Annotated in this window: 20 protein-coding genes and 1 tRNA gene; 7 read left to right on the top strand and 14 right to left on the bottom strand. The window is 72.5% G+C overall.

Annotation, left to right across the window (positions count from 1 at the left end):
• Positions 1 to 38 precede the first annotated feature (38 nt).
• The 3 genes from FHR37_RS10470 to FHR37_RS10460 all read left to right on the top strand — a co-directional run bounded on the left by FHR37_RS10470 (position 39) and on the right by FHR37_RS10460 (position 2289).
• On the top strand, positions 39 to 512 hold the full coding sequence (locus FHR37_RS10470) for a P-loop NTPase family protein (protein ID WP_092884482.1): 474 nt from the start codon (positions 39 to 41) through the stop codon (positions 510 to 512).
• A 93-nt stretch (positions 513 to 605) separates the two neighbouring features.
• Positions 606 to 1268, top strand: coding sequence for a hypothetical protein (locus FHR37_RS10465; RefSeq protein ID WP_202818160.1), 663 nt, complete (start codon positions 606 to 608; stop codon positions 1266 to 1268).
• Positions 1269 to 1383: 115 nt separating this feature from the next.
• Positions 1384 to 2289: an aminoglycoside phosphotransferase family protein gene (locus tag FHR37_RS10460; protein ID WP_092884484.1), complete on the top strand. Its 906-nt coding sequence runs from the start codon at positions 1384 to 1386 to the stop codon at positions 2287 to 2289.
• Positions 2290 to 2350: 61 nt separating this feature from the next.
• On the opposite strand, the gene FHR37_RS10455 is transcribed toward FHR37_RS10460, so the two are convergent.
• The 6 genes from FHR37_RS10455 to aroH form a co-directional block, all read right to left on the bottom strand.
• Positions 2351 to 2424, bottom strand: a tRNA-Pro gene (locus FHR37_RS10455).
• A gap of 136 nt (positions 2425 to 2560) precedes the next feature.
• Positions 2561 to 3979 (bottom strand): ribosome biogenesis GTPase Der, encoded by a 1419-nt coding sequence (der, locus tag FHR37_RS10450; RefSeq protein WP_092884486.1) that lies wholly within the window; start codon positions 3977 to 3979, stop codon positions 2561 to 2563.
• Positions 3980 to 4145: 166 nt separating this feature from the next.
• Complete coding sequence (locus FHR37_RS10445; RefSeq protein ID WP_092884488.1) at positions 4146 to 4880, bottom strand: lysophospholipid acyltransferase family protein; 735 nt, start codon at positions 4878 to 4880, stop codon at positions 4146 to 4148.
• Positions 4881 to 4929: 49 nt separating this feature from the next.
• On the bottom strand, positions 4930 to 5664 hold the full coding sequence (cmk, locus tag FHR37_RS10440) for a (d)CMP kinase (RefSeq protein WP_092884490.1): 735 nt from the start codon (positions 5662 to 5664) through the stop codon (positions 4930 to 4932).
• Between the two features lie 32 nt (positions 5665 to 5696).
• On the bottom strand, positions 5697 to 6815 hold the full coding sequence (locus FHR37_RS10435; protein ID WP_092884492.1) for a prephenate dehydrogenase: 1119 nt from the start codon (positions 6813 to 6815) through the stop codon (positions 5697 to 5699).
• The gene (gene aroH / locus FHR37_RS10430) at positions 6812 to 7204 is read right to left on the bottom strand and encodes a chorismate mutase (protein ID WP_092655379.1); all 393 of its coding nucleotides are present in this window, start codon (positions 7202 to 7204) and stop codon (positions 6812 to 6814) included. The genes FHR37_RS10435 and aroH overlap by 4 nt, the downstream gene beginning before the upstream one ends.
• Positions 7205 to 7471: 267 nt before the next feature.
• Here aroH and FHR37_RS10425 point away from each other — a divergent pair, with 267 nt between their 5' ends.
• Positions 7472 to 8377 carry an aminoglycoside phosphotransferase family protein gene (locus tag FHR37_RS10425; protein ID WP_092884618.1) on the top strand — a complete coding sequence of 302 codons (906 nt, stop codon included), beginning with the start codon at positions 7472 to 7474 and terminating at the stop codon, positions 8375 to 8377.
• A gap of 48 nt (positions 8378 to 8425) precedes the next feature.
• Here FHR37_RS10425 and FHR37_RS10420 read toward each other — a convergent pair whose 3' ends face one another.
• Complete coding sequence (locus FHR37_RS10420; protein WP_092884494.1) at positions 8426 to 9427, bottom strand: acyltransferase domain-containing protein; 1002 nt, start codon at positions 9425 to 9427, stop codon at positions 8426 to 8428.
• Positions 9428 to 9474: 47 nt separating this feature from the next.
• Positions 9475 to 9918, bottom strand: coding sequence for an ester cyclase (locus tag FHR37_RS10415; protein ID WP_092884496.1), 444 nt, complete (start codon positions 9916 to 9918; stop codon positions 9475 to 9477).
• A 92-nt stretch (positions 9919 to 10010) separates the two neighbouring features.
• Here FHR37_RS10415 and FHR37_RS10410 point away from each other — a divergent pair, with 92 nt between their 5' ends.
• Complete coding sequence (locus tag FHR37_RS10410; protein WP_092884620.1) at positions 10011 to 11060, top strand: DUF4037 domain-containing protein; 1050 nt, start codon at positions 10011 to 10013, stop codon at positions 11058 to 11060.
• Between the two features lie 8 nt (positions 11061 to 11068).
• On the opposite strand, the gene FHR37_RS10405 is transcribed toward FHR37_RS10410, so the two are convergent.
• The 6 genes from FHR37_RS10405 to FHR37_RS10380 all read right to left on the bottom strand — a co-directional run bounded on the left by FHR37_RS10405 (position 11069) and on the right by FHR37_RS10380 (position 18739).
• A complete protein-coding gene (locus FHR37_RS10405; RefSeq protein ID WP_092884498.1) occupies positions 11069 to 12157 on the bottom strand; it encodes an acetate/propionate family kinase in 1089 nt (362 codons plus the stop codon).
• A complete protein-coding gene (locus tag FHR37_RS10400) occupies positions 12154 to 14622 on the bottom strand; it encodes a phosphoketolase family protein (protein WP_092884500.1) in 2469 nt (822 codons plus the stop codon). Before FHR37_RS10400 ends, FHR37_RS10405 begins: the two co-directional genes overlap by 4 nt.
• A gap of 64 nt (positions 14623 to 14686) precedes the next feature.
• Positions 14687 to 15343, bottom strand: coding sequence for a hypothetical protein (locus FHR37_RS10395; RefSeq protein WP_092884502.1), 657 nt, complete (start codon positions 15341 to 15343; stop codon positions 14687 to 14689).
• Complete coding sequence (locus tag FHR37_RS10390; RefSeq protein ID WP_175542587.1) at positions 15337 to 16095, bottom strand: MerR family transcriptional regulator; 759 nt, start codon at positions 16093 to 16095, stop codon at positions 15337 to 15339. The genes FHR37_RS10395 and FHR37_RS10390 overlap by 7 nt, the downstream gene beginning before the upstream one ends.
• A 65-nt stretch (positions 16096 to 16160) precedes the next feature.
• Positions 16161 to 16898 (bottom strand): creatininase family protein, encoded by a 738-nt coding sequence (locus tag FHR37_RS10385; RefSeq protein ID WP_092884504.1) that lies wholly within the window; start codon positions 16896 to 16898, stop codon positions 16161 to 16163.
• A 35-nt stretch (positions 16899 to 16933) separates the two neighbouring features.
• Positions 16934 to 18739, bottom strand: a complete 1806-nt coding sequence (locus FHR37_RS10380; RefSeq protein ID WP_139239033.1) for a serine/threonine-protein kinase — start codon at positions 18737 to 18739, stop codon at positions 16934 to 16936.
• A 472-nt stretch (positions 18740 to 19211) separates the two neighbouring features.
• Here FHR37_RS10380 and FHR37_RS10375 point away from each other — a divergent pair, with 472 nt between their 5' ends.
• Positions 19212 to 20621, top strand: coding sequence for a cation:dicarboxylate symporter family transporter (locus FHR37_RS10375; protein WP_092884508.1), 1410 nt, complete (start codon positions 19212 to 19214; stop codon positions 20619 to 20621).
• 279 nt (positions 20622 to 20900) lie between these two features.
• Positions 20901 to 23594 (top strand): PEP/pyruvate-binding domain-containing protein, encoded by a 2694-nt coding sequence (locus tag FHR37_RS10370; RefSeq protein WP_237768879.1) that lies wholly within the window; start codon positions 20901 to 20903, stop codon positions 23592 to 23594.
• Positions 23595 to 23612: the final 18 nt, after the last annotated feature.

The raw sequence follows: 23612 nt of genomic DNA, 5'->3' as shown, positions 1-23612 counted from the left end.
AATCCACGTTGTCACACGCCCTTGCGGCCAGGTCCGGCTTGCCCCTCATCCATCTCGACCTCGCGTTCTGGAAGCCCGGCTGGGTCGAACCGTCGGAAGCCGAGTGGCGCGAGAAGCAACGTCGCGTCCTTGCGGGCGACGCGTGGATCGCCGATGGCAACTACACGGAGACGCTCGATCTTCGTCTCGAACGCGCCGACACCGTGGTGGTCCTCACCACGCCATGGTGGCGGTGCGCGGGACGAGCGTTCCTGCGCGGCTTCCGGATGCCTGGCCAGCTACCTGAAGGATGTGAGTACTCCGCCTGGCAACGGTTGCGCGACGAATGGCGCCTGATCCCGGCCATCTGGCGGGACCGGCGCGCGAACGAAGGCGAGCTCTCGATCATTGCCCAGCACGGGCAGCACGCGACCCGTCACGTGCTCAAGTCCAAGCGGGCGATCAGGGAGTTCCTCGGCGGGTTCGACACCGGCCACCGCCCGGCGGGGCCGCCCTCGTGCGGCTGCCGGTGACGCGTCATCCACTGCAGATCGTGACGTGGTGTCACATCTCTCGGTGACACCACGCCACTGCACGCTCGGCGGACGATGAGATGCGATAGGGGCGTGACAATCGAACAGACTTCCCTCGACCACCCCACGCGCGCGGCGTTCTGGCGGCGACCCTTCCGGCTCATCCGCGAGAACAGGCGCGCCTACCTCCTCATCAACGCGGCCGCCTACGGCCTCGTCCTCGTCGGGATCGTCGTCGGCCTGGCCTTCCCCGATCTCATCGCGGCGCGAGCCACGGCCCTGGAGGACGACGGGACCGGCGAGCTGGTACGCCGGCTGGTGAACATCCCTCCGCTGTTCGCGCTCACGATCCTCGGCGTCAACGTCTTCCGGCTGAGCCTGCTGACCATCGTTGTGCCGTCGCTCGTCGTGCCCTTCGCCGGGCTCGCCTTCTTCGGCTACTGGGCGTTCCAGACCGGAATCACCATGGCGCCGACATCTTCGCTGGGGTGGGTGGCGCTCATCCCGCACTCTCTGACGATCGTCATCGAGCTCCAGGCGTACGTGCTCGTCCTGCTCGGCGCGTACCTTCTCGGCAGGCACTGGCTGTTCCCCCGCACCGTCGACGCGAAGAACCGGCGGCAAGGCTATGTCCGAGGTCTGCAGCGGCTTGGCCTGCTCGCGTTGCCCGCACTTGCCCTGCTCATCATCGGCGCGGTCTGGGAGGCGTACTCGCTGCGGTACTTCGTGCACCCGCTCAGCCAATGGCTCCTGTAGCCGGTTGACTCACCGCACGGTCGGGCCCCAGCAGGGGCCTCGGTGGATCACGTGGGACCACTCGATCCGATACCGGGTTGACAGCGGACGGGTCCGACCGTTCGGATGGGCGCTCGTGAGTTCCGGCAAGATCCACGCCCACCAGGCCGACATCGGCACGCCGCTCGTCCGCGAGCTGGTGGCCGCGCAGTTCCCGCAGTGGGCCGCGTTGCCGGTGGAGCGGGTCGACTCCGGTGGACTGGTGAACGCGATCTACCGCCTCGGTTCCGACCTGTCCGTACGGCTGCCGCTCCGGCCCTCGGTCACCGACGAAGTCCGGCGGGAGCAGGAGAAACTCGCGGCACTCGCGCCGTTCCTGCCTGTGGCCATCCCTTCTGTCGAGGCGATCGGCTCACCCACCGACGACTTCCCGGGCGAATGGTCCGTCCACCGCTGGCTCGCCGGTACGCACCCCTCCCCCGACGCGCTGGTTGATCCGCGTGGTCTGGCGACGGACCTCGCGGCGTTCGTCGACGCGTTCCGGCGGATCGACCTGCCGGACCGGCCGCCGGCGTATCCGGGCGAGCGCCGGACGCGCGCTCCGATGGCCTCGATGGACTTCTCGACCCGGAAGGCGATCGGCGAGCTGGACGGCCTGATCGACACCCGCGCGGCACTGGCGTCGTGGGAGGAGTCGCTCGCGGCGCCATACGACGGGCGCGAGGTGTGGGTGCACTCGGACCTGACACCGAGCAACCTGCTCGTGTCGGCGGAGGGCCGGCTGACCGCGGTGCTCGACTTCGAGACGAGCGGTGTCGGCGACCCGGCGTGCGACCTGTTCCCCGTGTGGCACCTGCTGCGCGCGAACCTCCGCGACGAGTTCTGTGCGGCGCTGGACGTGGACGACGCGACGTGGCTCCGCGGACGCGGGCGCGTGCTGTCCCAGGCGCTGATCGTGTCGGCGGACCACAGGAAAACCAACCCGGCGATATCGAACTACGCGCGGAACGTCATCCGCGAGGTGCTCGCAGCTCCCCGATGAGGTCTCTACTGCTCGCGGTGACGGCTTCTCAACTGCGACGGACGTTCGTCTACTTCGTGTGTCGGGCTGACAGGATTTGAACCTGCGACCCCTTGACCCCCAGTCAAGTGCGCTACCAAACTGCGCTACAGCCCGTGGCCGGCGACTCCGCCGAACCGACCGAAACCTTACCGCATGGGCCGCTGACCATCTGCCACCGGCTCCACTCCCCCGAGCGCCGCGACGGGAGCGGGCCGAAGCCCGGCTCCCCGTCGCCGCACACGCGGAGAACTCAGGCCTTCTTCCGCTTCTCCCGTACCTTCACCGAGATCATGATCGGCGACCCGGCGAAGCCGAACTCCTCCCGCAGCCGCCGTTCGACGAACCTGCGGTACGACGCCTCGATGAAGCCCGTCGTGAACAGCAGGAACTTCGGCGGCGACGTCTGCGGCTGGGTGCCGAACAGGATGCGGGGCTGCTTGCCACCACGGACCGGGTGCGGGTGCGAGGCGACCAGCCGGCCGAGGAACGCGTTCAGCTGCCCGGTCGGGATCCGGGTCTGCCAGCCGGCCAGCGACGTCTCCATCGCCCGGACCAGCCGGTCGACGTGCCAGCCGGTGCGGGCGCTGACGTTGATCCGCGGCGCCCACTGCACGCGTACCTGCCGGTCGAGTTCCTTCTCGATCCGCAGCCGGCGGTCCTCGTCCACGAGGTCCCACTTGTTGAACGCCAGCACCAGGCCGCGGCCCGCCTCCACGACGGTGGTGATGATCCTCAGGTCCTGCTCCGACAGCGGCTCGGCGGCGTCCAGGAGTACGACGGCCACCTCGGCGCGGTCGATCGCGGCGGAGGTACGCAGGCTCGCGTAGTACTCGTGCCCGGACGCCTCGCGGACCCGGCGGCGGATCCCGGCGGTGTCGATGAACCGCCAGGTCTTGCCGCCGAGGTCGACGAGCTCGTCCACCGGGTCGACGGTGGTGCCGGCCACGGAGTCGACGACCACGCGCTCCTGCCCGGCGAGCCGGTTCAGCAGGCTGGACTTCCCGACGTTCGGCTTGCCCACAAGGGCGATCCGGCGCGGGCCTCCGGTGCCGGGTTCGCGTTCGGCCGGCGCCTCCGGCAACACCTCGAACACGGCGTCGAGCAGGTCACCGGTCCCCCGCCCGTGCATCGCCGACACAGCCTGCGGCTCGCCCAGTCCGAGCGACCACAAGGCGGTGGCGTCGGCCTCGCCGCGGTGGTCGTCGGCCTTGTTGGCGGCGACCACGACCGGCTTGCCCGAGCGCCGCAGGATCTTCACCACGGTCTCGTCCACGTCGGTCGCCCCGACGCTGGCGTCCAGCACGAACAGCACCACGTCGGCGGCCTCCACGGCCAGCTCGGCCTGCGCGGACACCCGCGCCATGAAGCCCTTCGCGTCCGGGTCCCAGCCGCCGGTGTCGACCAGCGTGAACCTGCGCCCTCGCCAGTCGGCGTCGTAGGCCACCCGGTCGCGGGTGACGCCGGGCAGGTCCTCCACGACCGCCTCGCGCCGCCCGAGAATGCGGTTGACCAGGGTGGACTTGCCGACGTTCGGCCGCCCGACGACGGCCACCACAGGTACGTTCTCGGCCGCCTCGTCCTCGGCCTCGAATGCCGTTCCGTCGAACTGCTCGAACCCGTCGAGATCATCGACGTGGTTCTCGACGCGGCTCTGCTCCTCGTTACTCACAAAAAGTCCTCTATGTCGGGCCCGGTGTCCCCAGGCCTTCGTCGCGGGCGCATCAGGGTGCCCCGCGGTGGTGCTGAACGGTCGAGCTGTGCGAACTGCCCGTACGGCCGGTCCGCGCCCGGCTCGGCCCCCGCGTGGGGTGGTGGGCGCGCACCGGTGTCCCAGGCTACGGCGTGACCACCGGACCGGTTTCGGGCTCCGGGTGCGCGACCGGTCCGGGCAGCTCCCGGCCGGTCAGTTCGCAGGCATAACGCAGATGACCCACCAGCCACTTCTGCAGCCACTGAGCCTGCTCGCGGACGACGTTCTGGCGGCGCGGCCAGTCCGTGCGCGGCAACGTCACCGCCGGGCCGAACACCAGATCGACCGGCGACCGCGCGGGCGGCACCGAACCGATCGAGGATCCCGTCAGCCTGGTCCCCAGGCACACCACGGGGATCACCGGCGCACCCGTGCACAGCGCGAGATAGGCGACTCCGGACTTGATCACCGTGAAGTCGCCGGCCCCGCGAGCGCCCTCGGGGTAGATCGCCAGCGCGTCCCCGCGGTGCAGCACCGCCAACGCCGCCTTGACAGCGGCCGGGTCGGTCGCGCGCCGGTCGACGGGGATCTGCCCCATCCCGCGCAGTGCGCGACCGACGGGGCCGCGGAACATCTCCTTCTTGACGATGGCGTGCACCGGCCGCCGCGCGACCGCGCACAGCAGGGGGCCGTCGAGGATGCCGACGTGGTTGGACGCGAGGATCACCGGGCCGGTGGAGGGCACGTGGTGGTCGTCGTGCACCCGGACCTTCCAGGTCGCGCGTACCAACCTCTCCACCAGAGGACGCGACACCGCCAGACTGCGCCGGGGTGGCCCGGGCACGTCTCGCCAGTACGGAGTCACAGCCGGCTCACTCATCGTCGGCAGCCCATCAGTCAGCTCGCTCGGTCGGCGTCGGTCGGCTCGGTCAGCGCCGGCCGGGCGTGCCGGCGCGCTCGTCGGCGAGGGCGCAGATGCGCTCGATGACCTGGTTGAGGTTGAGCTCGGTGGTGTCCAGCACGATCGCGTCGGCCGCCTGGTTGAGCGGCGAGGTCGTTCGCGTGGAGTCCAGCCGGTCCCGGACGGCGAGCTCCTGCTGGGTGAGCGTCACCTCGGCCTTCGCACCGCCCAGGCCCTCGGCGGCCCGGCGGCGCGCGCGCTCCTGCTCGTGCGCTGTCAGGTAGACCTTGACAGTGGCGTCGGGCGCGACGGTCGTCCCGATGTCGCGTCCCTCGACGACGATCCCGCCGTCCCCGATGAGTTCGCGCTGCATCGCGACGAGGCGCTGCCGGATGGCCGGGACCGCGGACACCGCGCTGACCGCGTTGGTCACCTCGCGGGACCGGATCGGCCCGGAGACGTCCATGCCGTCGACGGTGATCGTCGGGAGGTCGGGGTCGGTGCCGACCCGCAGGTCGGGCTCACCGGAACGCGCGGCCACCTCGTCGGCGTCGTCGACCGGGGTGCCGGCGCGCATCATCCACCAGGTGATCGCGCGGTACATCGCACCGGTGTCGAGGTAGCGCAGGCCCAACCGGCGCGCGGCGCCGCGGGCGGCGCTGGACTTGCCGGAACCGGACGGCCCGTCGATGGCCACCACGATCCCCGCCGTGCCGGCTTGGTCGGCCTGGTCTGCTCGGTCGGCCTGGTCGGCTCGCTCCACCTGTCGTCTCCCTCCGGGTACTCGTGGGGAGGCTACCCGTGCACGTCCCACCCGTGGTGAGCCAGGGCCTCCAACAGGGCGGGAACGGCATCCTCGTGGACCCAGAGCTCGACCAGGCCGGCCGGGGTGTTCGGGCTGTGATCGATGCGTACGTCCTCGATGTTGACCCCGGCGGCGCCCACATCGGCGAACAGCCGCGCCAGCTCCCCCGGCTGGTCGGGCAGCAGGACGGGTACCGGGCTGAACGCCTCCGGTCGCGCTCCGTGCTTGCCGGGCAGCCGGCGTACGCCGGTCGCGCCGCGTTCCAGGGATGTACGCAGGTCGGCCAGCCCGGCCTCGGCCGCGTCCCGCTTCTCCAGGGTGTGCGCGACCCGGTGCAGGTTGTCGGCGGCCTCGTGCAGGAGCCGGGCGACCGGCTCGGCGTTGGCGGACAGGATCTGCGTCCACAGCTCCGGGTCGCCGCCGGCGATCCGGGTCACGTCCCGCAACCCCTGGCCGGCGAGGACGAGGTGCCCCTCCGCGGCGGTGGTCAGCAGGCCGGCGACCACGGTCGAGGCGACCTGGGGAAGGTGGGAGACCAGCGCGACCGCCTCGTCGTGCTCACCTGGTGAGAGCTGGACGGGAAACGCTCCGCACGTACGGGCCAACCGCTCCACCGCGGCCACCGCGTCCGGACGGCTGTCGGCGTGCGGGGTCACCGCCCAGGCCCGGCCGTCGAACAGGTCGGCGCGGGCTGCCAGCGGACCGGACTGCTCGCTGCCGGCCATCGGGTGCCCGCCGACGTAACGGTCCAGCCCTGCTTGCGTGGAAGCGTGTGCCCGGGTGCCGGCGAGGGCGGCGGCCTTGACGCTGCCGAGGTCGGTGACGGCGGCACCGGGGAAGCGGGTCAGCGCGTCGGCGATCACCGTGCCCAGCGCCGACGGGGGTACGCCGACCACCACCAGGTCCGCGGAGTCCGCCGTGTTGTTGGCCAGCGCCTCGGCCGGAGTCACGGGCACGCCGGCGCCGAGCGACACCGCGACCCGCAGGTTGCCCGGGTCGGCGTCCTCCAGCAGCACCTCCACGCCGTACCGGCGCAGCGCCAGCGCGACCGAGGTGCCCATCAGGCCGGCCCCGATCACCACCACGCGGCGGAACGGCGGCTCGGTCATGCCTGTGTCTCGTCGGGTACGGCGTGCACGTGGGCCAGGTCGCGTCGCAGCGCGGCCGCACCGTGCAGGTAGACGTGCGTCACCTCGTCACGGGTGAGGTCGGTCTCCACGTGGGCGAGCAACCTCACCACCAGCGGCATCCCGCCGCCGATCTCCAGCTCCCGCGCACACAGCAGCGGGACGTCGGTCATCCCCATCAGCCGGGCGGCGTAGGCGGGGAACTCCGACTGCACGTCGGAGGTGGCGGTGAAGATGACGCTGATCAGGTCGTCGTTGGTGAGGTCGTTGCTGTGCAGGACGGTGCGGACGAGCTCCGCGACCCGCTCCAGCAGGTGTTCTCGTTCGTCGACCTCGAGCTGGGTCGCGCCACGCACTGCCCGGACAGCCACCGTGGTTTCCTTCCGTACGGGTTCCGGGCCAGCCTATCGACGTGCCCCACAGTGCCGTCCCCGGGCGCTCCCCGGGCGCCTCCCGGGCGACGCCGCGTAGCGGGACGGACCGCGCGAACCGGGCGTACGCGATCCTGGGCCGAAACCCGCGTGACCACCCCGGCCGGCCGCCGGTATCGTCCCCGCCGGGGACGCGCGCTCGGCACGTCCGGACCCGCCGCCGATCTGTCGCGGCCCGAGCGGGTGAGGACCGGCACAGGGAGCACCATGCGGATCGTCGTACCCCCGAGCTTCGTGGACGAGCGGGTCCTGCTCGCCGGACCGGACGCCCACACCTGGCTCGACCGGCTGCCCGACCTCGTGGCCGAACTGGCCCGGCAGTGGGCGGTGGAGGTGCTGCCCGATCCGCCGCGGCACGGCGCCAACAGCCTGGTCTTCACCGCCCTGCACGGCTCGCAGCCGTGCGTCCTCAAGGTCTGCTGGGATCCGCTGAGCACGGCGAGGGAGGCCGAGGCGCTGCGGGCGTGGGACGGGCGGGGCATCGTCCGGCTGCTCGCCGCCCGACCCGAGGACGGCGCCCTGCTGCTGGAGCGCCTGGACGCCGGGCGCTCGCTCGCCGACCTCGAGCTGTACGACGCGGCCGGGATCGCCGGCGGGCTGCTGCGTCGGCTCACGGTGCCGCTCACGACGGACCAGCCGCTGCCCGCCGGAACCCCGAAGCTCGCCGACCTCGGCGCCGAGATCGCGGCGACGGCACACGAGCGGCAGCGCGCTCTCGGTGATCCGGTGCCGGCGCGGTGGATCGACCGGGTCGCCGCGACGGCCCGCGACCTCGCCGCCGACGCGGGCACCGACCTGGTGCACGCCGACCTGCACTACGGCAACGTGCTGGCGGCCGACCGCGAACCCTGGCTGGCGATCGACCCCAAACCGGTCGCCGGCGATCCGGAGTTCGCGGTGCCGGAGCTGATGTGGACCCGGGTCGACGAGGCCCCGGACGCCTGGTCGATCCGCCGTCTGCTGAGCGTCCTGACCGCGGCCGGCGGGCTGGACCCCGACCGGGCCCGCGCCTGGGCGATCGTCCGCGCGGTCGACTACTGGCTGTGGGGGCTGGACGTCGGCCTCACCATCGACCCGCCGCGCTGCGAACGCGTGGTGGCCGCCCTCGTCTGAGGACGGCCACCCACTGCCACGCGGTTCCTACCGACCTTGGCGTACGCCCTACAGCGCGACCCAGCCCGAGCGCACCTGCCAGTGCTTGCCGGCCTCGAGGTGCGCGGCGACCGCGCGCTCCAGCGTCGTCCGCCGGGGAAGCTGGTCGACCGTCGGATTGATCATCCGGAAGACGAACTGGAACACGTCCCGGTCGCCGTCGTGGCCGCCCGGCAGGAGCTCGAACCGCCGCTGGAACCGGATGATGTTGGAGTCCTCGGGCAGGTACTCGGCCAGCTGCGGGTCGAGCAGCCAGGACGAGCAGACGCCGTAGCGGTACTTGTCCTCGGGGAAGTACCGGTCGTAGAACTCCCGGGCGCGGCGGAACGACTCGTCGCACGCCTCGGGCGTCATCGGCCCGGACTCCGGGATGTGTACGCCGAGCACCGGGTCGCCCTTGCGGAACGGCGCGCCCCCGGCGGAGATCGTCTCGTCGTCGAAGTTGACCAGCGCCCGGTTGAACTGCAGCCGGCCGAAGTCGTAGATCAGGCCGCGGAAGTGCAGCGCGAACCAGCCCTGCACGTCCAGGCCGCCGACCCCGTGGATCCGGCGGTAGATCGCGATCTGGCGGCCGAGGTCGGCCAGGATCGGCCAGCTGTCCGATGCCGGGATGGCGCGGCTCTCGTGGTAGCGCAGCAGCGCCGGGATCGAGGCGAGGAAGACGTGGACGTAGAAGAACCGCCCCTTGGCACCCAGCTCCGCGGGGAGGTTCGGCCAGCGCAGCCACTCCGAGTCCAGGGTGCCCGTGCCGGAGACCAGGTGCTCGTGGCACCGCTGCAGGAGCCACCACAGCTGCGGGTCCTCGGCCGCGGTGAACCTGGTGGCCACGATGTCGGCCGCGTCGTCGGCGTGCAGTCCGAGCGGCTCGGCCAGCGCCTGCACCTGGGCGGGTTCGGCCAGGGTGACCTCGGTGTCGGGCGGGCCCACCCGGTCCAGCTCCGCCACAAATGTGGCGTACTCCTCGCCGCCACCCAGCCAGGCCGTCACCGCAGCCGCGTCCAGCTCACTCACGCACGTCCTCCTTCGACACCGACGAAAAGTCCCCGCTGAGCGGGGGTTCAGCTCTGGACCTGAAGCTGCCGCATCAGATGGTCGGCGTCCGAGGACACCCAGTACTCCGCGGCGCGGCCGTCTGCCAGCCGCACCAGGTCCAGCCCAGAGAATGCCACCCGCGTCCCCTCCGGTGCCCGGGCCCCCGGCAGTCCGCCGCGGTAGCTGCCGGTGAATGTCCAGCGCGCGGCCACCATGTCACCGTCCGCGATCGGCCCCTGGTCGATCCGTACGTCGATGTCGTCGAACAGCGCGGTGCTCTGCTCGACCAGCGCGAGCAGGGCCTTCGGGCCGCGGGCGGGGTCGTCGTGCCCGCCGCGGCGGATGGCGAAGTCGTCGGTCACGAGCTCGGCGGCGAGCCGGGCGCGCTGAGCGGGTTCGGCGCCCCACAGCTCGACGAGGAAGCGGTAGTAGAACTGCCGGGCGCTCGCGCGGTCCGGTGTGCTGGTCATCGGGTGATCCTCCCGTGTGCTGAAACCCTGAACCCCGAAAGCACCGAAAACCGATTGCGTACGCCCGGGCCGGTGCCGCCAGGATGGGCCGCGTGCCTGCCACCTTCGTTCCCGCCCTGGAACTCAATGCAGCCTTCCACACCGAGGTCGTCGCCCCCCTCGTACGACCCGCGGAGCACGCCGCGGCGTTGCTGGGCTGGGGGTCGGACGTCCTCGGCTACGACACCGACCGCTCCACCGACCACGGCTGGGGTCCCCGGCTGCAGGTGTTCGTCGGCGAGGCCGACGTGGACGCGGTGCGCGCCCGGGTCGACGCCGGGCTGCCGAGGGAGTTCCGCGGCTGGCCGGTCCGGTTCGGCTGGGACGACGCGCCCGAGGAGCACCGGGTCGACGTGCTCACCTGGCGGGACTGGCTGCAGGGCCAGCTCGGCGTGCAGCCGCTGGACGGGATGAGCACCCTCGACTGGCTGACCGTGCCGCAGCAGCAGTTGCTCGGAGTGGTCCGCGGCGCGGTGTACGCGGACCCGGCCGGTGAGCTGGCGGCGACCCGGGAGGCGCTGGCGTGGTACCCGCCGGACGTGTGGCGGTGGCTGGTCGCAGCTCAGTGGGGCCGGATCGCGCAGGAGGTGGCGTTCGTGGGCCGGACCGCCGAGGTGGGTGACGACCTCGGCTCCGCGGTGCTGGCCGGCCGGCTGGTCCGCGATCTGATGGGGCTGGGGTTCCTGCTCGCCCGGGAGTACCGCCCGTACACGAAGTGGGTCGGCACCGCGTTCGCCCGGCTGCCGAGGGCGGAGGCGCTCGTCCCGCCGCTGCGGCGGGCGGTGGCGGCCACCGACTTCGCGAGCCGCGAGCAGGCACTGGTCGAGGCGTACGAACTGGCCGGCAGGTGGCACAACGAGTCCGGGGTGAGCGATCCGGTCGACCCGCACGTACGGCCTTATCACAGCAGGCCGTTCCGGGTGCCGGACGCGGGCGGGTTCGCGGAGGCGTGCCGGAGCAGGATCGAGGATCCCTGGCTGCGGGCACTGCCGCTGGTCGGGTCGGTCGACCAGTTCGCCGACTCCACCGACGTGCTCAGCGCCGCCGACCGCACCCAGCACCTGCGCGCGCTGTACACCGGGCTGAACGCCCACCAGGACTGAAGCCCGGCTCACTGGCAGAGCCGGCGTACCTCCGCGGCGATCTGGAGGTCCTCCCGCGCCTCGATCACCAGCGTCCGCGCCCGGGCCGACGGCGCGGTGAGGTCGGTGTCTCCCTCGGCCCGGGAGTTCGCCTCGTCGTCCAGCGCCAGTCCGAGGAAGGCCAGCCCCTCCACGGTGCGGGACCGGACCAGCGGGGCGTGCTCGCCGACGCCTCCGGTGAAGACCAGCACGTCCAGGTCGCCCAGGCTCGCCGTCATCGCCGCGACCAGCCCGCGCAGCCGGTGGACGTACACCCCGATCGCGAGGCTGGCCTGCGCATCCCCCGCCTGCGCACGCTCGACCACCTGCCGCATGTCCGGCGTACCCGCCAGGCCGGTCAGCCCGCTGTCGTGTTCCAGCGCGGCGTCCAGGCCCTCTGTGTCGACCACGCCGTTGCGCAGCAGCCACACCAGCAGGCCGGGGTCGACGTCGCCGGGGCGGCTGGCCATCACCAGCCCGGCCAGCGGTGTGAACCCCATCGTCGTGTCGACGCTGCGGCCTGCCCGGACCGCGGTCGCCGACGCGCCGGCGCCGAGGTGGCAGACCACGGTTCGCAGCTCCTGCACCGGGCGGTCCACCAACTCGGCGGCGCGGCGGGCGGCATAGGCGGCGGACAGCCCGTGGAAGCCGTACCTGCGCAGGCCGTACTCCTCCCGCCACCGCGCCGGCAGCGCGTAGGTCGAGGCGGCCGGCGGCAGCGTGGAGTGGAACGCGGTGTCGAAGCAGGCCACCGCCGGCACGTCCGGGAGTTGCTCGGACACCAGGTCGATCCCGGCGAGCGCGGCGGGCTGGTGCAGCGGCGCGAGCGAGGTGTACTCCCCCAGCCGCGCGCGCACCCGCGGGTCGATCCGGACCGCCCGGGTGTACGCCGGACCGCCGTGCACCACCCGGTGGCCGACCGCGTCCGGACGATCCATCGCCTCCAGCGCCTCGGCCAGCGCCTTGCGGCCGGACTCGGGGTCGGAGGTCTCCACGTGCCGGCTGTCCAGCAGCTTGTCGTCCTCCAGCAGGGACAGCTTCAGCGTCGCCGACCCGGCGTTCACCACCAGCACCCTCATCGGGCACTCTCCTGTTCCCTGGAGGGATGGCCACCGGGCCAGGTCCAGTCACTGATCTCCGGCTGGTCCTCGCCGTTGTCCCGGGTGTAGCGCCGGGCCCACAGCCGGGCGTCCACCATCTGCTGGCGCAGCCCGGCCGCCCGGACCGAGAGGCCCGGCACCCGGTCGATCACGTCGATGACCAGGTGGAAGCGGTCCAGGTCGTTCAGCATCACCATGTCGAACGGCGTGGTGGTGGTCCCCTCCTCCTTGTAGCCGCGCACGTGGAAGCTGTCGTGGTTGGTCCGGCGGTACGTCAGCCGGTGGATCAGCAGCGGGTAGCCGTGGAAGGCGAAGATCACCGGCCGGTCGGTGGTGAACAGCGCGTCGAACTCCCGGTCGGGCAGGCCGTGCGGGTGCTCCGACGCGGGCTGCAACCGCATCAGGTCGACCACGTTGACGACCCGGACCTTCAGCTCGGGCAGGTGCCGGCGGAGCAGGTCGACCGCGGCCAGCGTCTCCAGCGTGGGCACGTCGCCGGCGCAGCCGAGCACCACGTCGGGCACCTCGCCGTGGTCGTTGCTCGCCCACTCCCAGATCCCGATGCCGCGGGTGCAGTGGGCGATCGCGTCCGGCATCGACAGCCAGTTGGGCGCGGGGTTCTTCCCGGCCACGACGACGTTGATGTAGTCGCGGCTGCGCAGGCAGTGGTCGTACACCGACAGCAGCGTGTTGGTGTCCGGCGGCAGGTAGATCCGTACGATCTCGGCCTTCTTGTTCACCACGTGGTCGAGGAAGCCGGGGTCCTGGTGGGAGAAGCCGTTGTGGTCCTGGCGCCACACGTGGGAGGAGAGCAGGTAGTTGAGGGAGGCGATCGGCGCCCGCCACGGGATCTGCCGGCACACCTTCAGCCACTTGGCGTGCTGGTTGACCATCGAGTCGACGATGTGGATGAACGCCTCGTAGCAGTTGAACAATCCGTGCCGGCCGGTGAGCAGATAACCCTCCAGCCAGCCCTGGCACAGATGCTCCGACAGCACCTCCATCACCCGGCCGTCCGGACCGAGGTGGTCGTCGCCCGGCTCGACTTCGGCGTCCCACGCCCGGTCGGTCGCCTCGAACACCGCCGACAGCCGGTTGGACGCGGTCTCGTCCGGCCCGAACATCCGGAACGTCGTGGGGTTGTCGCGGATCACGTCGCGCAGCCAGGTGCCCAGCACCCTGGTCGGTGCGTCCGTGGTGGCGCCCGGTGCCGGCACGTCCACGCCGTACGCCGCGAAGTCCGGAAGGTCCAGGCCCTGGAGCAGCAGGCCGCCGTTGGCGTGCGGGTTGGCGCCCATCCGCCGGGTGCCGGTCGGCGCGAGGGCGGCGAGCTCGGGCCGCAGCCGGCCGTCGGCGTCGAACAGCTCCTCCGGGCGGTAGCTGCGCATCCACTCGGCCAGCAGCTCCAGGTGGGCGGGGTTGGTGCGCACCTCGCTCAACGGGACCTGGTGCGCGCGGAACGTCCCCTCGACCCGGATCCCGTCGACCTCGCGCGGGCCGGTCCATCCCTTGGGGGTACGCAGCACGATCATCGGCCAGCGCGGCCGCTCGCCGTCCCCCGCCGCCGTCGCCCGGCCCGAACGCGCCGCCTGCTGGATCGCCCGGATCCCGTCGTACGCGGTCTCCATCGCCGCGGCCAGCTTCCGGTGCACCGCGGCCGGGTCGTCGCCGGCCACGACCAGCGGGCGGTAGCCGTACCCCTCCAGCAGACTGCACAGGTCGCGCTCGGGGATGCGGGCCAGCACCGTCGGGTTGGCGATCTTGTAGCCGTTCAGGTGCAGCACCGGCAGGACGGCACCGTCGTGCCGGGGGTCGAGGAACTTGTCGGAGTGCCAGCCGGCCGCGAGCGCTCCGGTCTCCGCCTCGCCGTCGCCGACGACGCAGCACACCAGCAGGTCGGGGTTGTCGAACGCCGCGCCGTACGCGTGCACCAGGGAGTAGCCGAGCTCGCCGCCCTCGTTGATCGACCCCGGCGTCTCCGGCGCGACGTGGCTCGGAATGCCGCCGGGGAAGGAGAACTGACGGAACAGCCGGCGCATGCCCGCGACGTTCTGGCTGATGTGCGGGTAGACCTCGCTGTAGGTGCCCTCGAGGTAGGTGTTGGCGACCAGGCCGGGGCCACCGTGACCGGGTCCGGTGACGAAGATCGCGGACACGTCGTGGGCGCGGATGAGCCGGTTCAGGTGCGCGTAGACCAGGTTGAGTCCCGGTGTGGTGCCCCAGTGCCCGAGCAGCCTGGGCTTGATGTCGGCGGGTTCCAGCGGCCGGCGCAGCATCGGGTTGTCGAGCAGGTAGATCTGGCCGACGGACAGGTAGTTGGCGGCCCGCCAGTAGGCGTCGATCAGCGCCAGGTCGGCGTCGTCCAGGCCAGTCGGCCCTGTCGGCACGGTCGCACCCGGGCCGGTGGCGTTGGTGATGTCCGTCGCGGCCGATCCGGCGGTCATGGCGGCCTCCCAGTCGTGGACGTCCGCTGCCAGCCTGCCCTGGCGAGACGTACACAAACCATGATCAGACCGACTCCTGCCGCTGTCGGTCATCGGCGGCCGGGCGCAGCGCGGCGTGCGCGGCCACCGGGTCGTCGGCGTAGAAGCGGACGGTGCGTACCCTCGCCTGCCGGCCGAGCGGGCGGACGACCGTGACGGGTTCGGTCAGGTCGAGGACGAGGTTGGTCTGGGACGAGACCGCCACCGCGAGCTGGTCGCCGGCCACCGTGACCATGCCGCTCTCGTTGTGGTTGCCGGCCCGGCGTACCGCGGCGATCCGGTCCCGGGGCACCCGCAGGTCGAAGAACGCGCCGTACCGGACGCGTACCTCCTGCGCGGAGACCACGTGCGGCCGGGTGATCGCCGCGGCGAGCATCGCGAGGACGGCCACGACGGCGTAGGCGTCGACCAGCAGGAACACCGAACGCAGCACCACCGGTGCGTGCAGCGCCCGCAGGACGACCTCCAGCGCCACCAGCTCGACCACCATGAAGAACAGGAACAGCGCGGTCAGCGGCGTCTGCGCGCGGGAGTAGGAGACAGCCGTGGCACCGGTGGGTACGCCGTGCCGCCGGCGCGCGATCCACAGCGCGATGCTGACCATGCCCCGCAGGTCGAAGCTCATCACCCGGCGCACCGGGACCGGGATCGCGGACCGGACCCGCCGGACGGCGGTCAGCATGGTCCACGGTCCCGCAGCCTGGTCACCAGCGCCCGGAAGACCTCGACCTGTGCCGCGGACAGCTCACGCGTCATCGTCGCCAGCCACTGACCGGTCTCCGGGTCGTCGACGCTGGCGACCATCGCCGAGGCGATCTCCTCCGGCAGGTACGCGGCGAGCTCGGCGGCGAGCGCGCCGACGCGGGGGTCGGCCGGGTCGGCGCCGGCGAGCTCGTCCAGCTTCCGGTAGATCTCGCGCGCTCCCCCGCCGGTGGTCTCCTCCGGCAGTGCCCGGAACAGCTCGGCGAAGCTCGCCCGGTCGGCCTGGTCGGCGCCCGCGTCGAACACCGTGATCAGGTCCCGGTCGAACTGCCCGAACGCCGACCCCTCGGTGGGCAGGTCCCGCAGGAGGGCCGCCAGCTCGGGCGACACCGTGGAGTCCGGATCCAGCTCGCCCTGAGCCAGCAGCGCGGTGAGCCGGGCCCGTCTGGCACCGATCGCCTCCTGTTGCCGGGCCAGGTCGGCGTCGAGCTCGGCCAGCACCTCGCGCAGGTCCCGGCCCCGCTCGTCGGCGAGCACGTCGCGGATCTCCTCCAGCGACAGCCCGAGCTCGGTCAGCCGGCGGACGCGGGCGAGGACGACCGCGTCCCGCAGGCGGTACTCCCGGTAGCCGTTGGCGAGTCGTTCGGGCTCGGGCAGCAGCCCCTGGTGGTGGTAGTGCCGGACCGTACGCGTGGACACCCCGACGAGGGTGGCGAGTTCACCGATGCGCATGCACCCATTGCACAGGTTGACGCCGCGACAAGGTCAACCGTGGATCGAGACGGCTCCGGGCAGCCTCAGATCGCGGCGGCCAGGTCGACCAGCTGGCCGGCGAGCCGGCGGACCAGGTGGTCCAGCCACTCCCGGCCCTGGGCCGCGTCGGCCTTGGCCGGGTCGTCGGTGTAGCCGTCCTGGTCGTGCCAGGACGCCTGCCGCTGGATCTCCACCCCGGGCACCGCCGGGATCGTGGGTACGTCTGTACGCGGCGCGCGTTCGGTGACGAGCTCGGGGTCGACGGCCAGCACCAGGGAGGTCTCGAACCCGCCCGCGTGCCCGGGCAGCGGCGTACCACCGAGATCGGCGTCCGCCGCACCGTCCCAGTAGTCGAGGTAGCCCACGGTGATCGGCGACCGGACGGACGCGGCGGCGGCCGCGGCCGAGCAGATGCCGCGGTTCCCGCCGTGGCCGTTCACGATCACCAGCCGGCGCCCGCCGCAGTCGGCCACGGAGCGGGCCACGTCGAGGAGCAGGGCGAGCAGCGTCTCCGGCCGCAGGGACAGCGTTCCCCCGAACGGCAGGTGGTGGTCGGACGCACCGATCGGCAGGGTCGGGGCGAGGACGAGAGGGCGCGCGGCGGACTCGGCGGCCAGCTCGACCGCCCGGGTGGCCGCGGTCTCGGCCAGCAGCGCGTCGGTCCCGGTCGCCAGGTGGGGCCCGTGCTGCTCGGTGGCGCCGATCGGGAGCACCACCACCGCCTCGGGCAGCAACGCGGTCAGCTGGTCCCGGGTCTGTGCCTGCCACCGGACGACGCTCATGTCGGGTCCCCTCCGCCGCGAGCCGTCGACGGCTCTCAGTTGTTCTTACCGTGCCCGTTGTTCTTGCCGGGCCCCTTGTTTCCGTGCCTGTCGTTGCCTTTGCCGGCAGTGGGGCCCTGCTCACCCTGCCAGCCCGCGCCGAGGATCCTGTCCAGCGTCCCGCCCGCCGGAAGGTCGTTGGCGCGGTTGGCCTTCGCGAACTCCTCACGCAGCTTCTGCATCCGCTCACGGGCCTTCTCCGGGTCACCGTCCGCGTACGCCTGGCGGGCCTTGTCCACCGACTCGCGCAGCCGGTCGGCGACCTTGGGGTCGACCCGCCCGGTCGAGGACAGGAACGCCAGTGCGGCGTCGAGGCGGTTCAGCCAGGCCGGCGAGCCGACGGCGGGAGTGTTCGCGTCCCCGGAGTTGCCGGACTCCGACACCCGGGTGGTGGAGCGCGGCGCGGGCGTTGCCTTGTTCGGCCGGCTCTGGGTCTTGCTCGGGCTCGGGCTGCGGTGTCCGGTGGCCGACGGGGCGGCCTGCCGGCCGCCCGCCGCCGGAGTGTCACTGGACCGCGCGGTGTTCTTCCAGACCCACAACGACGCGCCCAGCAACGCCACCGCGAGGACGGCCGCCACCGCCAGGACGGCAAGGCTGCCCGACCGGCGACGAGGACGAGCAGGGGCGACCGGGCGGGCCGGCGGCCTGCCGTCTCCTCCACCGTCGGCGTCCCGTCCACCGGCGTTCCGTTCACCGGCGGCGTCATCGCGTTCCAGCTCGGGGAGGGCGAAGGTACGGGTGGCCTGCTCGGAGTGGGCGGGCGTTCCGGCCCCGTCCCCGTCACCGGCCTCGTCCCCAGCACCGACCTGCCCGGCCGAGGCCCATCCGTTCGCGGCGGCGGCACCTCCGGCGGCGGCACCTCCGGCGGCGGCACCTCCGGCGACGGCCACCGCCGGCGTCAGCGCGGTCGCCGCCTCCGCCGGGTCCGGCCCGGCCCGGCCGTTCGCCCCGGCCGACCCGTTCGAGGCCGTGGACGTGGTCGTGGAGGTGGTCAGCAGCGCGGTCCGGACCGCGGCCGCGTCGGCCGGACGGTCGTCGGGCTCCTTGGCCAGCAGGCCGAGGACCAGCTGGTCCAGGTCCTCCGGGACGCCCGGGCGCAGCCGGGACGGTGCCGTGGGCGGGTTGTGCAGATGGCCGTACACCACCTCGGTCGAGCCGCCGACGAACGGCGTCCGGCCGGTCAGCAGCTGGTAGAGCACGCAGCCCAGGGCGTACAGGTCGCTGCGCGCGTCGGCGGACCGGCCGCGGACCTGCTCGGGGGCGAGGTAGGAGGCGGTGCCGACGATCGTCCCGGTGCGGGTGAGCCGGGTGGAGGCCTCGTCGAGCACCCGGGCGATGCCGAAGTCGACGACCTTCAGCGAGCCGTCCTGGGTACGGACGAGGTTGCTCGGCTTGACGTCGCGGTGGACCACCCCGGCCTGGTGTGCCGCGTGCAGCCCGGCGGCCGCCTGGGCGCCGAGGTCGCGTACGTCGTCGGGAGGCAGCGGGCCGCGGGCGGACAGGATGGCGGCGAGAGTACGCCCGTCCAGCAGCTCCATCACCAGGAACGGCCGACCGGACCACTCGCCGACGTCGAAGACCGCGACGACGTTGCGGTGGCTGAGCTGGGCGGCGGCTCGCGCCTCGCGGACGAAGCGCTCCCGGTCACCGGCCTCGGTCACGCCCGCGTGGAGCAGCTTGACCGCGACCGGCCGGCCCAGGGTGGAGTCGTGTGCACGCCACACCTCGCCCATGCCGCCGCGACTCAGCAGCTCCTCGAGGCGGTAACGCCCGAGGGTTGTTCCGGCCCTCACCGCACTCACGTTCACCAGTCCTCAGCCGACGGATTCGTTGCGGATCTTCATTTTCACCGCCGAAGCAGCGTACGCATGCGCAGCGGGCAACCGCACGCACACCGCCTCCCGGCGCGCCGCGCCCGCGCGTCACTCACGCAGCGTCCGGACGGCCGCACGTTCGGTCGTTCGCCAGGTCGCACGTCAGTCGTACCCGGGCAGCGGCTCGTCGTCCACCTCTGGTCCCCACGAGTTCGGACCGCGAGTTCGGACCGCGAGTTCGGACCGCGAGTTCGGACCGCGAGTTCGGACCGCGAGTTCGGACCGCGAGAGCGACCGGTCCGGCTCATGATCGGCAGCCGGGGATGCGGGTGGCCGCCAGGCCGGTAGATTTCGCCGCGCGCCGAACCGTCGGCGTGATCATCAGGAGACGGTCACTGCCGGCGCACCCCTTCGGCAACCAGGATGGTCGTCCTCCTCCGCCGGAAGGTCAGGAGAGCCCATGACAGGTCAGACGCCGTCCGAGGACCGACCGGCCGCGCCGCGCCGCGACCGCATCCACTTCCTGTATCCCGCGGTGATCGTGGCTGTGGTTCTCGGCGCCGCGGTCGGGTTGCTGTTCCCGGACTTCGGCATGTCGCTGAAGCCGGTCGGGGACGGTTTCGTGGCCCTGATCCGGATGATGATCAGCCCGATCATCTTCTGCACGATCGTGCTCGGCGTCGGTTCGGTACGCCAGGCCGCCAAGGTGGGCCGGGTCGGTGGCCTCGCCCTGGTGTACTTCCTCGCCATGTCGACGGTCGCGCTGGCGATCGGCCTGGTGATCGGCAACCTGATCCACCCCGGCTCCGGTCTGCACCTGACCGAGGCACTGCGCTCGGCCGGCCACGAACAGGTGTCCTCGGAGGCGAAGTCCACCAGCGAGTTCCTGCTGGGCATCATCCCCACCACGCTGCTGTCCGCCCTGACCGGTGAGCAGGTGCTGCAGACCCTGCTGGTCGCCCTGCTGGTCGGTTTCGCGGTGCAGGGACTCGGCCGGCCCGGCGAGTCCGTGCTCGGCGCGATCGCGGTCATCCAGCGCCTGGTCTTCCGGATCCTGTCCATGATCATGTGGCTGGCGCCGATCGGCGCGTTCGGCGCGATCGCCGCGGTGGTCGGCGCGACCGGCGTGGACGCGCTGATCAGCCTCGCCCAGATCATGCTCGGGTTCTACGCCACCTGTCTCATCTTCGTCGTGGTCGTCCTCGGCCTGCTGCTGCGCCTGGTCGCGAAGACGTCGATCTTCTCCCTGCTGCGCTACCTGGCACGGGAGTTCCTGCTGATCGTGTCCACGTCGTCGTCGGAGTCGGCGCTGCCGCGGCTGATCGCCAAGATGGAACACCTGGGAGTGAGCCGTTCCGTGGTCGGCATCACCGTGCCGACGGGCTACTCCTTCAACCTCGACGGGACCGCGATCTACCTGACGATGGCCTCGCTGTTCGTCGCGGACGCGCTCGGCAAGCCGCTGGCGATCGGCGAGCAGATCTCCCTGCTGGTCTTCATGGTGATCGCCTCCAAGGGCGCGGCCGGAGTCACCGGAGCCGGGCTGGCGACACTGGCCGGCGGCCTGCAGAGCCACCGGCCCGACCTGGTAGACGGCGTGGGCCTGATCGTGGGCATCGACCGCTTCATGTCCGAGGCCCGGGCGCTGACGAACTTCGCCGGGAACGCCGTCGCGACGGTCCTGGTGGGCACCTGGACCGGTGAGTACGACCGGGAGCGGGCGCGCGAGGTCTTCGCCGGCCGGGCGCCGTTCGACGAGGCCACGATGGTCGACGACCACGGCGACCGCGGCGACCACGACAGAGGTGGCGCGGGCCACGACACCGGCGCGCGCGAGGTGGAACCCGCCGGAGGCGGTGCCCGCGGCTGACGTCCGCCACGCAGGGTGCCGGTGCCTCCCCCCGGAGCCCGGCGCCCACGAGGAACGCGCCCGCCGCCCGATCCGGCTCAGCCGCCGGTAGGGCGGCGGGCGCTTCGCGTTCGTGACTCGCGGATCCCCCGCGACGAGTGGCGTTCGTCACCCAGCGGGTTTCGCCGTTGACCACCGGATCGGCCGGGAGTAGCTTCCACGTTGACCAGATGCGTTCATCTGGTCAACGACTCCAGGCGCCGCGCGCGCTGGATGCTCCACGAAGGGAGCACTGCCCCGGTGAACGCCGATTCCACCGACCAGGCCCGCCACCCAGGTCGCCCGGGCCACCCACAGGGCCCGGGCCAGACCGGCCCCGACTCCGCACGCCCCGACACCGCCCACCCCGAGACACCTCTTCCGTACGTCCTCCCCCTCGACCACCCCTCCGCCGGCATCGCCGAGGTCGGCGGCAAGGGTGCCTCCCTGGCCCGCCTCGCCCGCGCCGGTCTGCCGGTGCCGCCCGGCTTCCAGGTGACGACCGCGGCGTACCGCGCGTTCGTCGGCCGGGACAGCCGACAGGACCGGATCCTCGCCGCCGTGTCCGGACTGCGCGCCGACGAGCCCACCCGATGCGAGGAGGCGGCGCGAAAGATCGGCCGGCTGTTCGCCGAGGGCGCCGTACCGGCCGAGGTCTCCGCCCCGGTCGAGCAGGCGTACGCGAGTCTGGACGACGGCAACCTCCCGGTCGCGGTGCGTTCCTCGGCCACCGCGGAGGACCTGCCGGGGATGTCGTTCGCCGGCCAGCAGGACACCTACCTCAACCTCCGCGGCCGCGACGCCGTGCTGGACGCGGTACGCCGGTGCTGGGCCTCGCTGTGGACCGCCCGCGCGATCGCGTACCGGATCCGGCACGGCATCCCCGCCTCTGACGTCGCCCTCGCCGTCGTGGTGCAGGAACTCGTCACGGCCGACTCCGCCGGCGTGATGTTCACCGTCGACCCGATGACCGGCGACCGTGCGTACGTCCACGTCGACGCCACCTGGGGGCTGGGCGAGGCCCTCGTCGGCGGCCAGGTCACCCCCGACTCCCTGCTCGTCGACCGCGAGACCTTCGCGGTGGCCCACCGCGAGACCGGCGACAAGTCCGTACGGACGGTACGCACCGAGCAGGGCACGCACGAGGAACCCGTGCCGCCGCACCTGCGGAACGCCCCGGTCCTCGACGACCGGCAGGCCGGCGAGCTGGCCCGGATCGGCGTCGACGTGGAGGAGCTCTACGGCTGCCCGATGGACGTCGAGTGGGCCCGCCACGACGGGCAGTTCTTCCTCGTCCAGGCCCGGCCGGTCACCGGACTTCCGACCGGGCTGCCCGCCACCGGGACCGAGGAGTGGAACGACAGCCTGCGCGGTGACTACCTGTGGACGTCGGGCAACCTCGGCGAGGCGATCCCGGACGTGATGACGCCCTGCACCTGGTCGCTGATCAACATCTTCATGGCGGACACGATGGCGCTGTCGGCCGTCGGGGAGCACCGGCTGTCCGGCAACATCGGCGGCAGGTTCTACCTCAACCTCAGCGTCGCCGCGGCGGCCGCCCAGGCGTTCGGCATGTCGAAGCTGTTCTACTCGAGCATCCCGGAGATCTTCGGCCGGATCCCGGACGGCGTCACGATCCCGGCGCTGCCGCTCTCGCGGTGGCGACTCGTCGCAAGCGTGCTCGGCGAGGTGGTGCCGTTCTACCGCCGGTTGCGGACGTACCAGAAGAACTTCCCGGCCCTGGTCGCCGACGCGCCCGCCCGCTTCGAGCGCGTCCGCGCCGCGATCGCAGCCGCGGACACCACCTCGGCGCTGGCGAGGGTGTGGGCGGGCGAGGGTGAGCCGTACCTGCGGGACACCAGCCGGATGCTGGCCGCCGGCTCCCGGATGGACGGCAACGCGCTGGCGACGATCGGGCGCCGGGTCCGCAAGGTGGCCGGTGAAGGCGACGCGAACGCCCTGCTCACCGGCCTGCACACCGCCGACGGCGAACTGGCCAGCCTCGGCCCGCTGGTCGGGCTGGCGCGGGTACGCCGGGGACAGCTCGACCGGGACACCTACGTCCACCAGTGGGGCCACCGCGGGCCGCACGAGTTCGAGGTGTCCGTGCCGCGTCCGGCCGAGGATCCCGGCTGGGTCGACCGCGAGCTCGCCGCGATGGACGGCGCCCACGAAGACGCGACCGACCTGCTCGCCCGCCAGCAGCAGGCACGCGAGGCGGCCTGGGAACGCACGCGCGCCCGGCTCCGGCCGCGGGAGCTCTCCGCGCTGCGCCGCCACGTCGACCGCGCGGCGCACGCCGCCCGGGCACGTGAGGCCGCGCGGTCGGAGGTGATCCGGGCGTTCTGGGCGATGCGGATCCTCGTCCGGCGGGCCGGTGAGCTGACCGGCCACGGCGACGACCTCTTCTTCTGCGCCATCGAGGAGATCGTCCGGATCCTCGACGGCGACGACGCTCCGCTGGCACGGGTTCCGGCGCGCCGGGCGGCGTACGACCGCTACCGCGCGCTGCCGGTCTACCCCACGCTCATCCGCGGCGCCTTCGACCCGGTGCGCTGGGCCGCCGACCCGAACCGGCGGCTCGACGTGTACGACGCGACCGCCGAGCACGCGCCGGTGGCCGAGACCGTGACCGGGTTCGCCGGCGCGGCCGGAGTCGTGGAGGGCGTCGCCCGCGTCATCGCCAGCCCGGAGGACGGTGCGCAACTGCGACCGGGCGAGATCCTGGTCACCTCCGTCACCAACATCGGCTGGACTCCGCTGTTCCCGCGGGCCGCCGCGGTGGTCACCGACATCGGTGCTCCCCTGTCGCACGCCGCGATCGTCGCCCGCGAACTCGGCATCCCGGCCGTCGTCGGCACCGGCAACGCCACCGTCCGGCTGCGCAGCGGCGACCGGATCCGGGTGGACGGCGAGCGCGGCACCGTCGACCTGCTGGAGGCGTTGCCGAGGTAGGAGTCGCCCCGCGAGGTC

It is taken from the genome of Actinopolymorpha cephalotaxi (assembly GCF_013408535.1).
In the GTDB taxonomy this organism is placed as follows: Bacteria; Actinomycetota; Actinomycetes; order Propionibacteriales; family Actinopolymorphaceae; genus Actinopolymorpha; species Actinopolymorpha cephalotaxi.
This window is presented reverse-complemented; position numbering and strand designations above follow the sequence as displayed.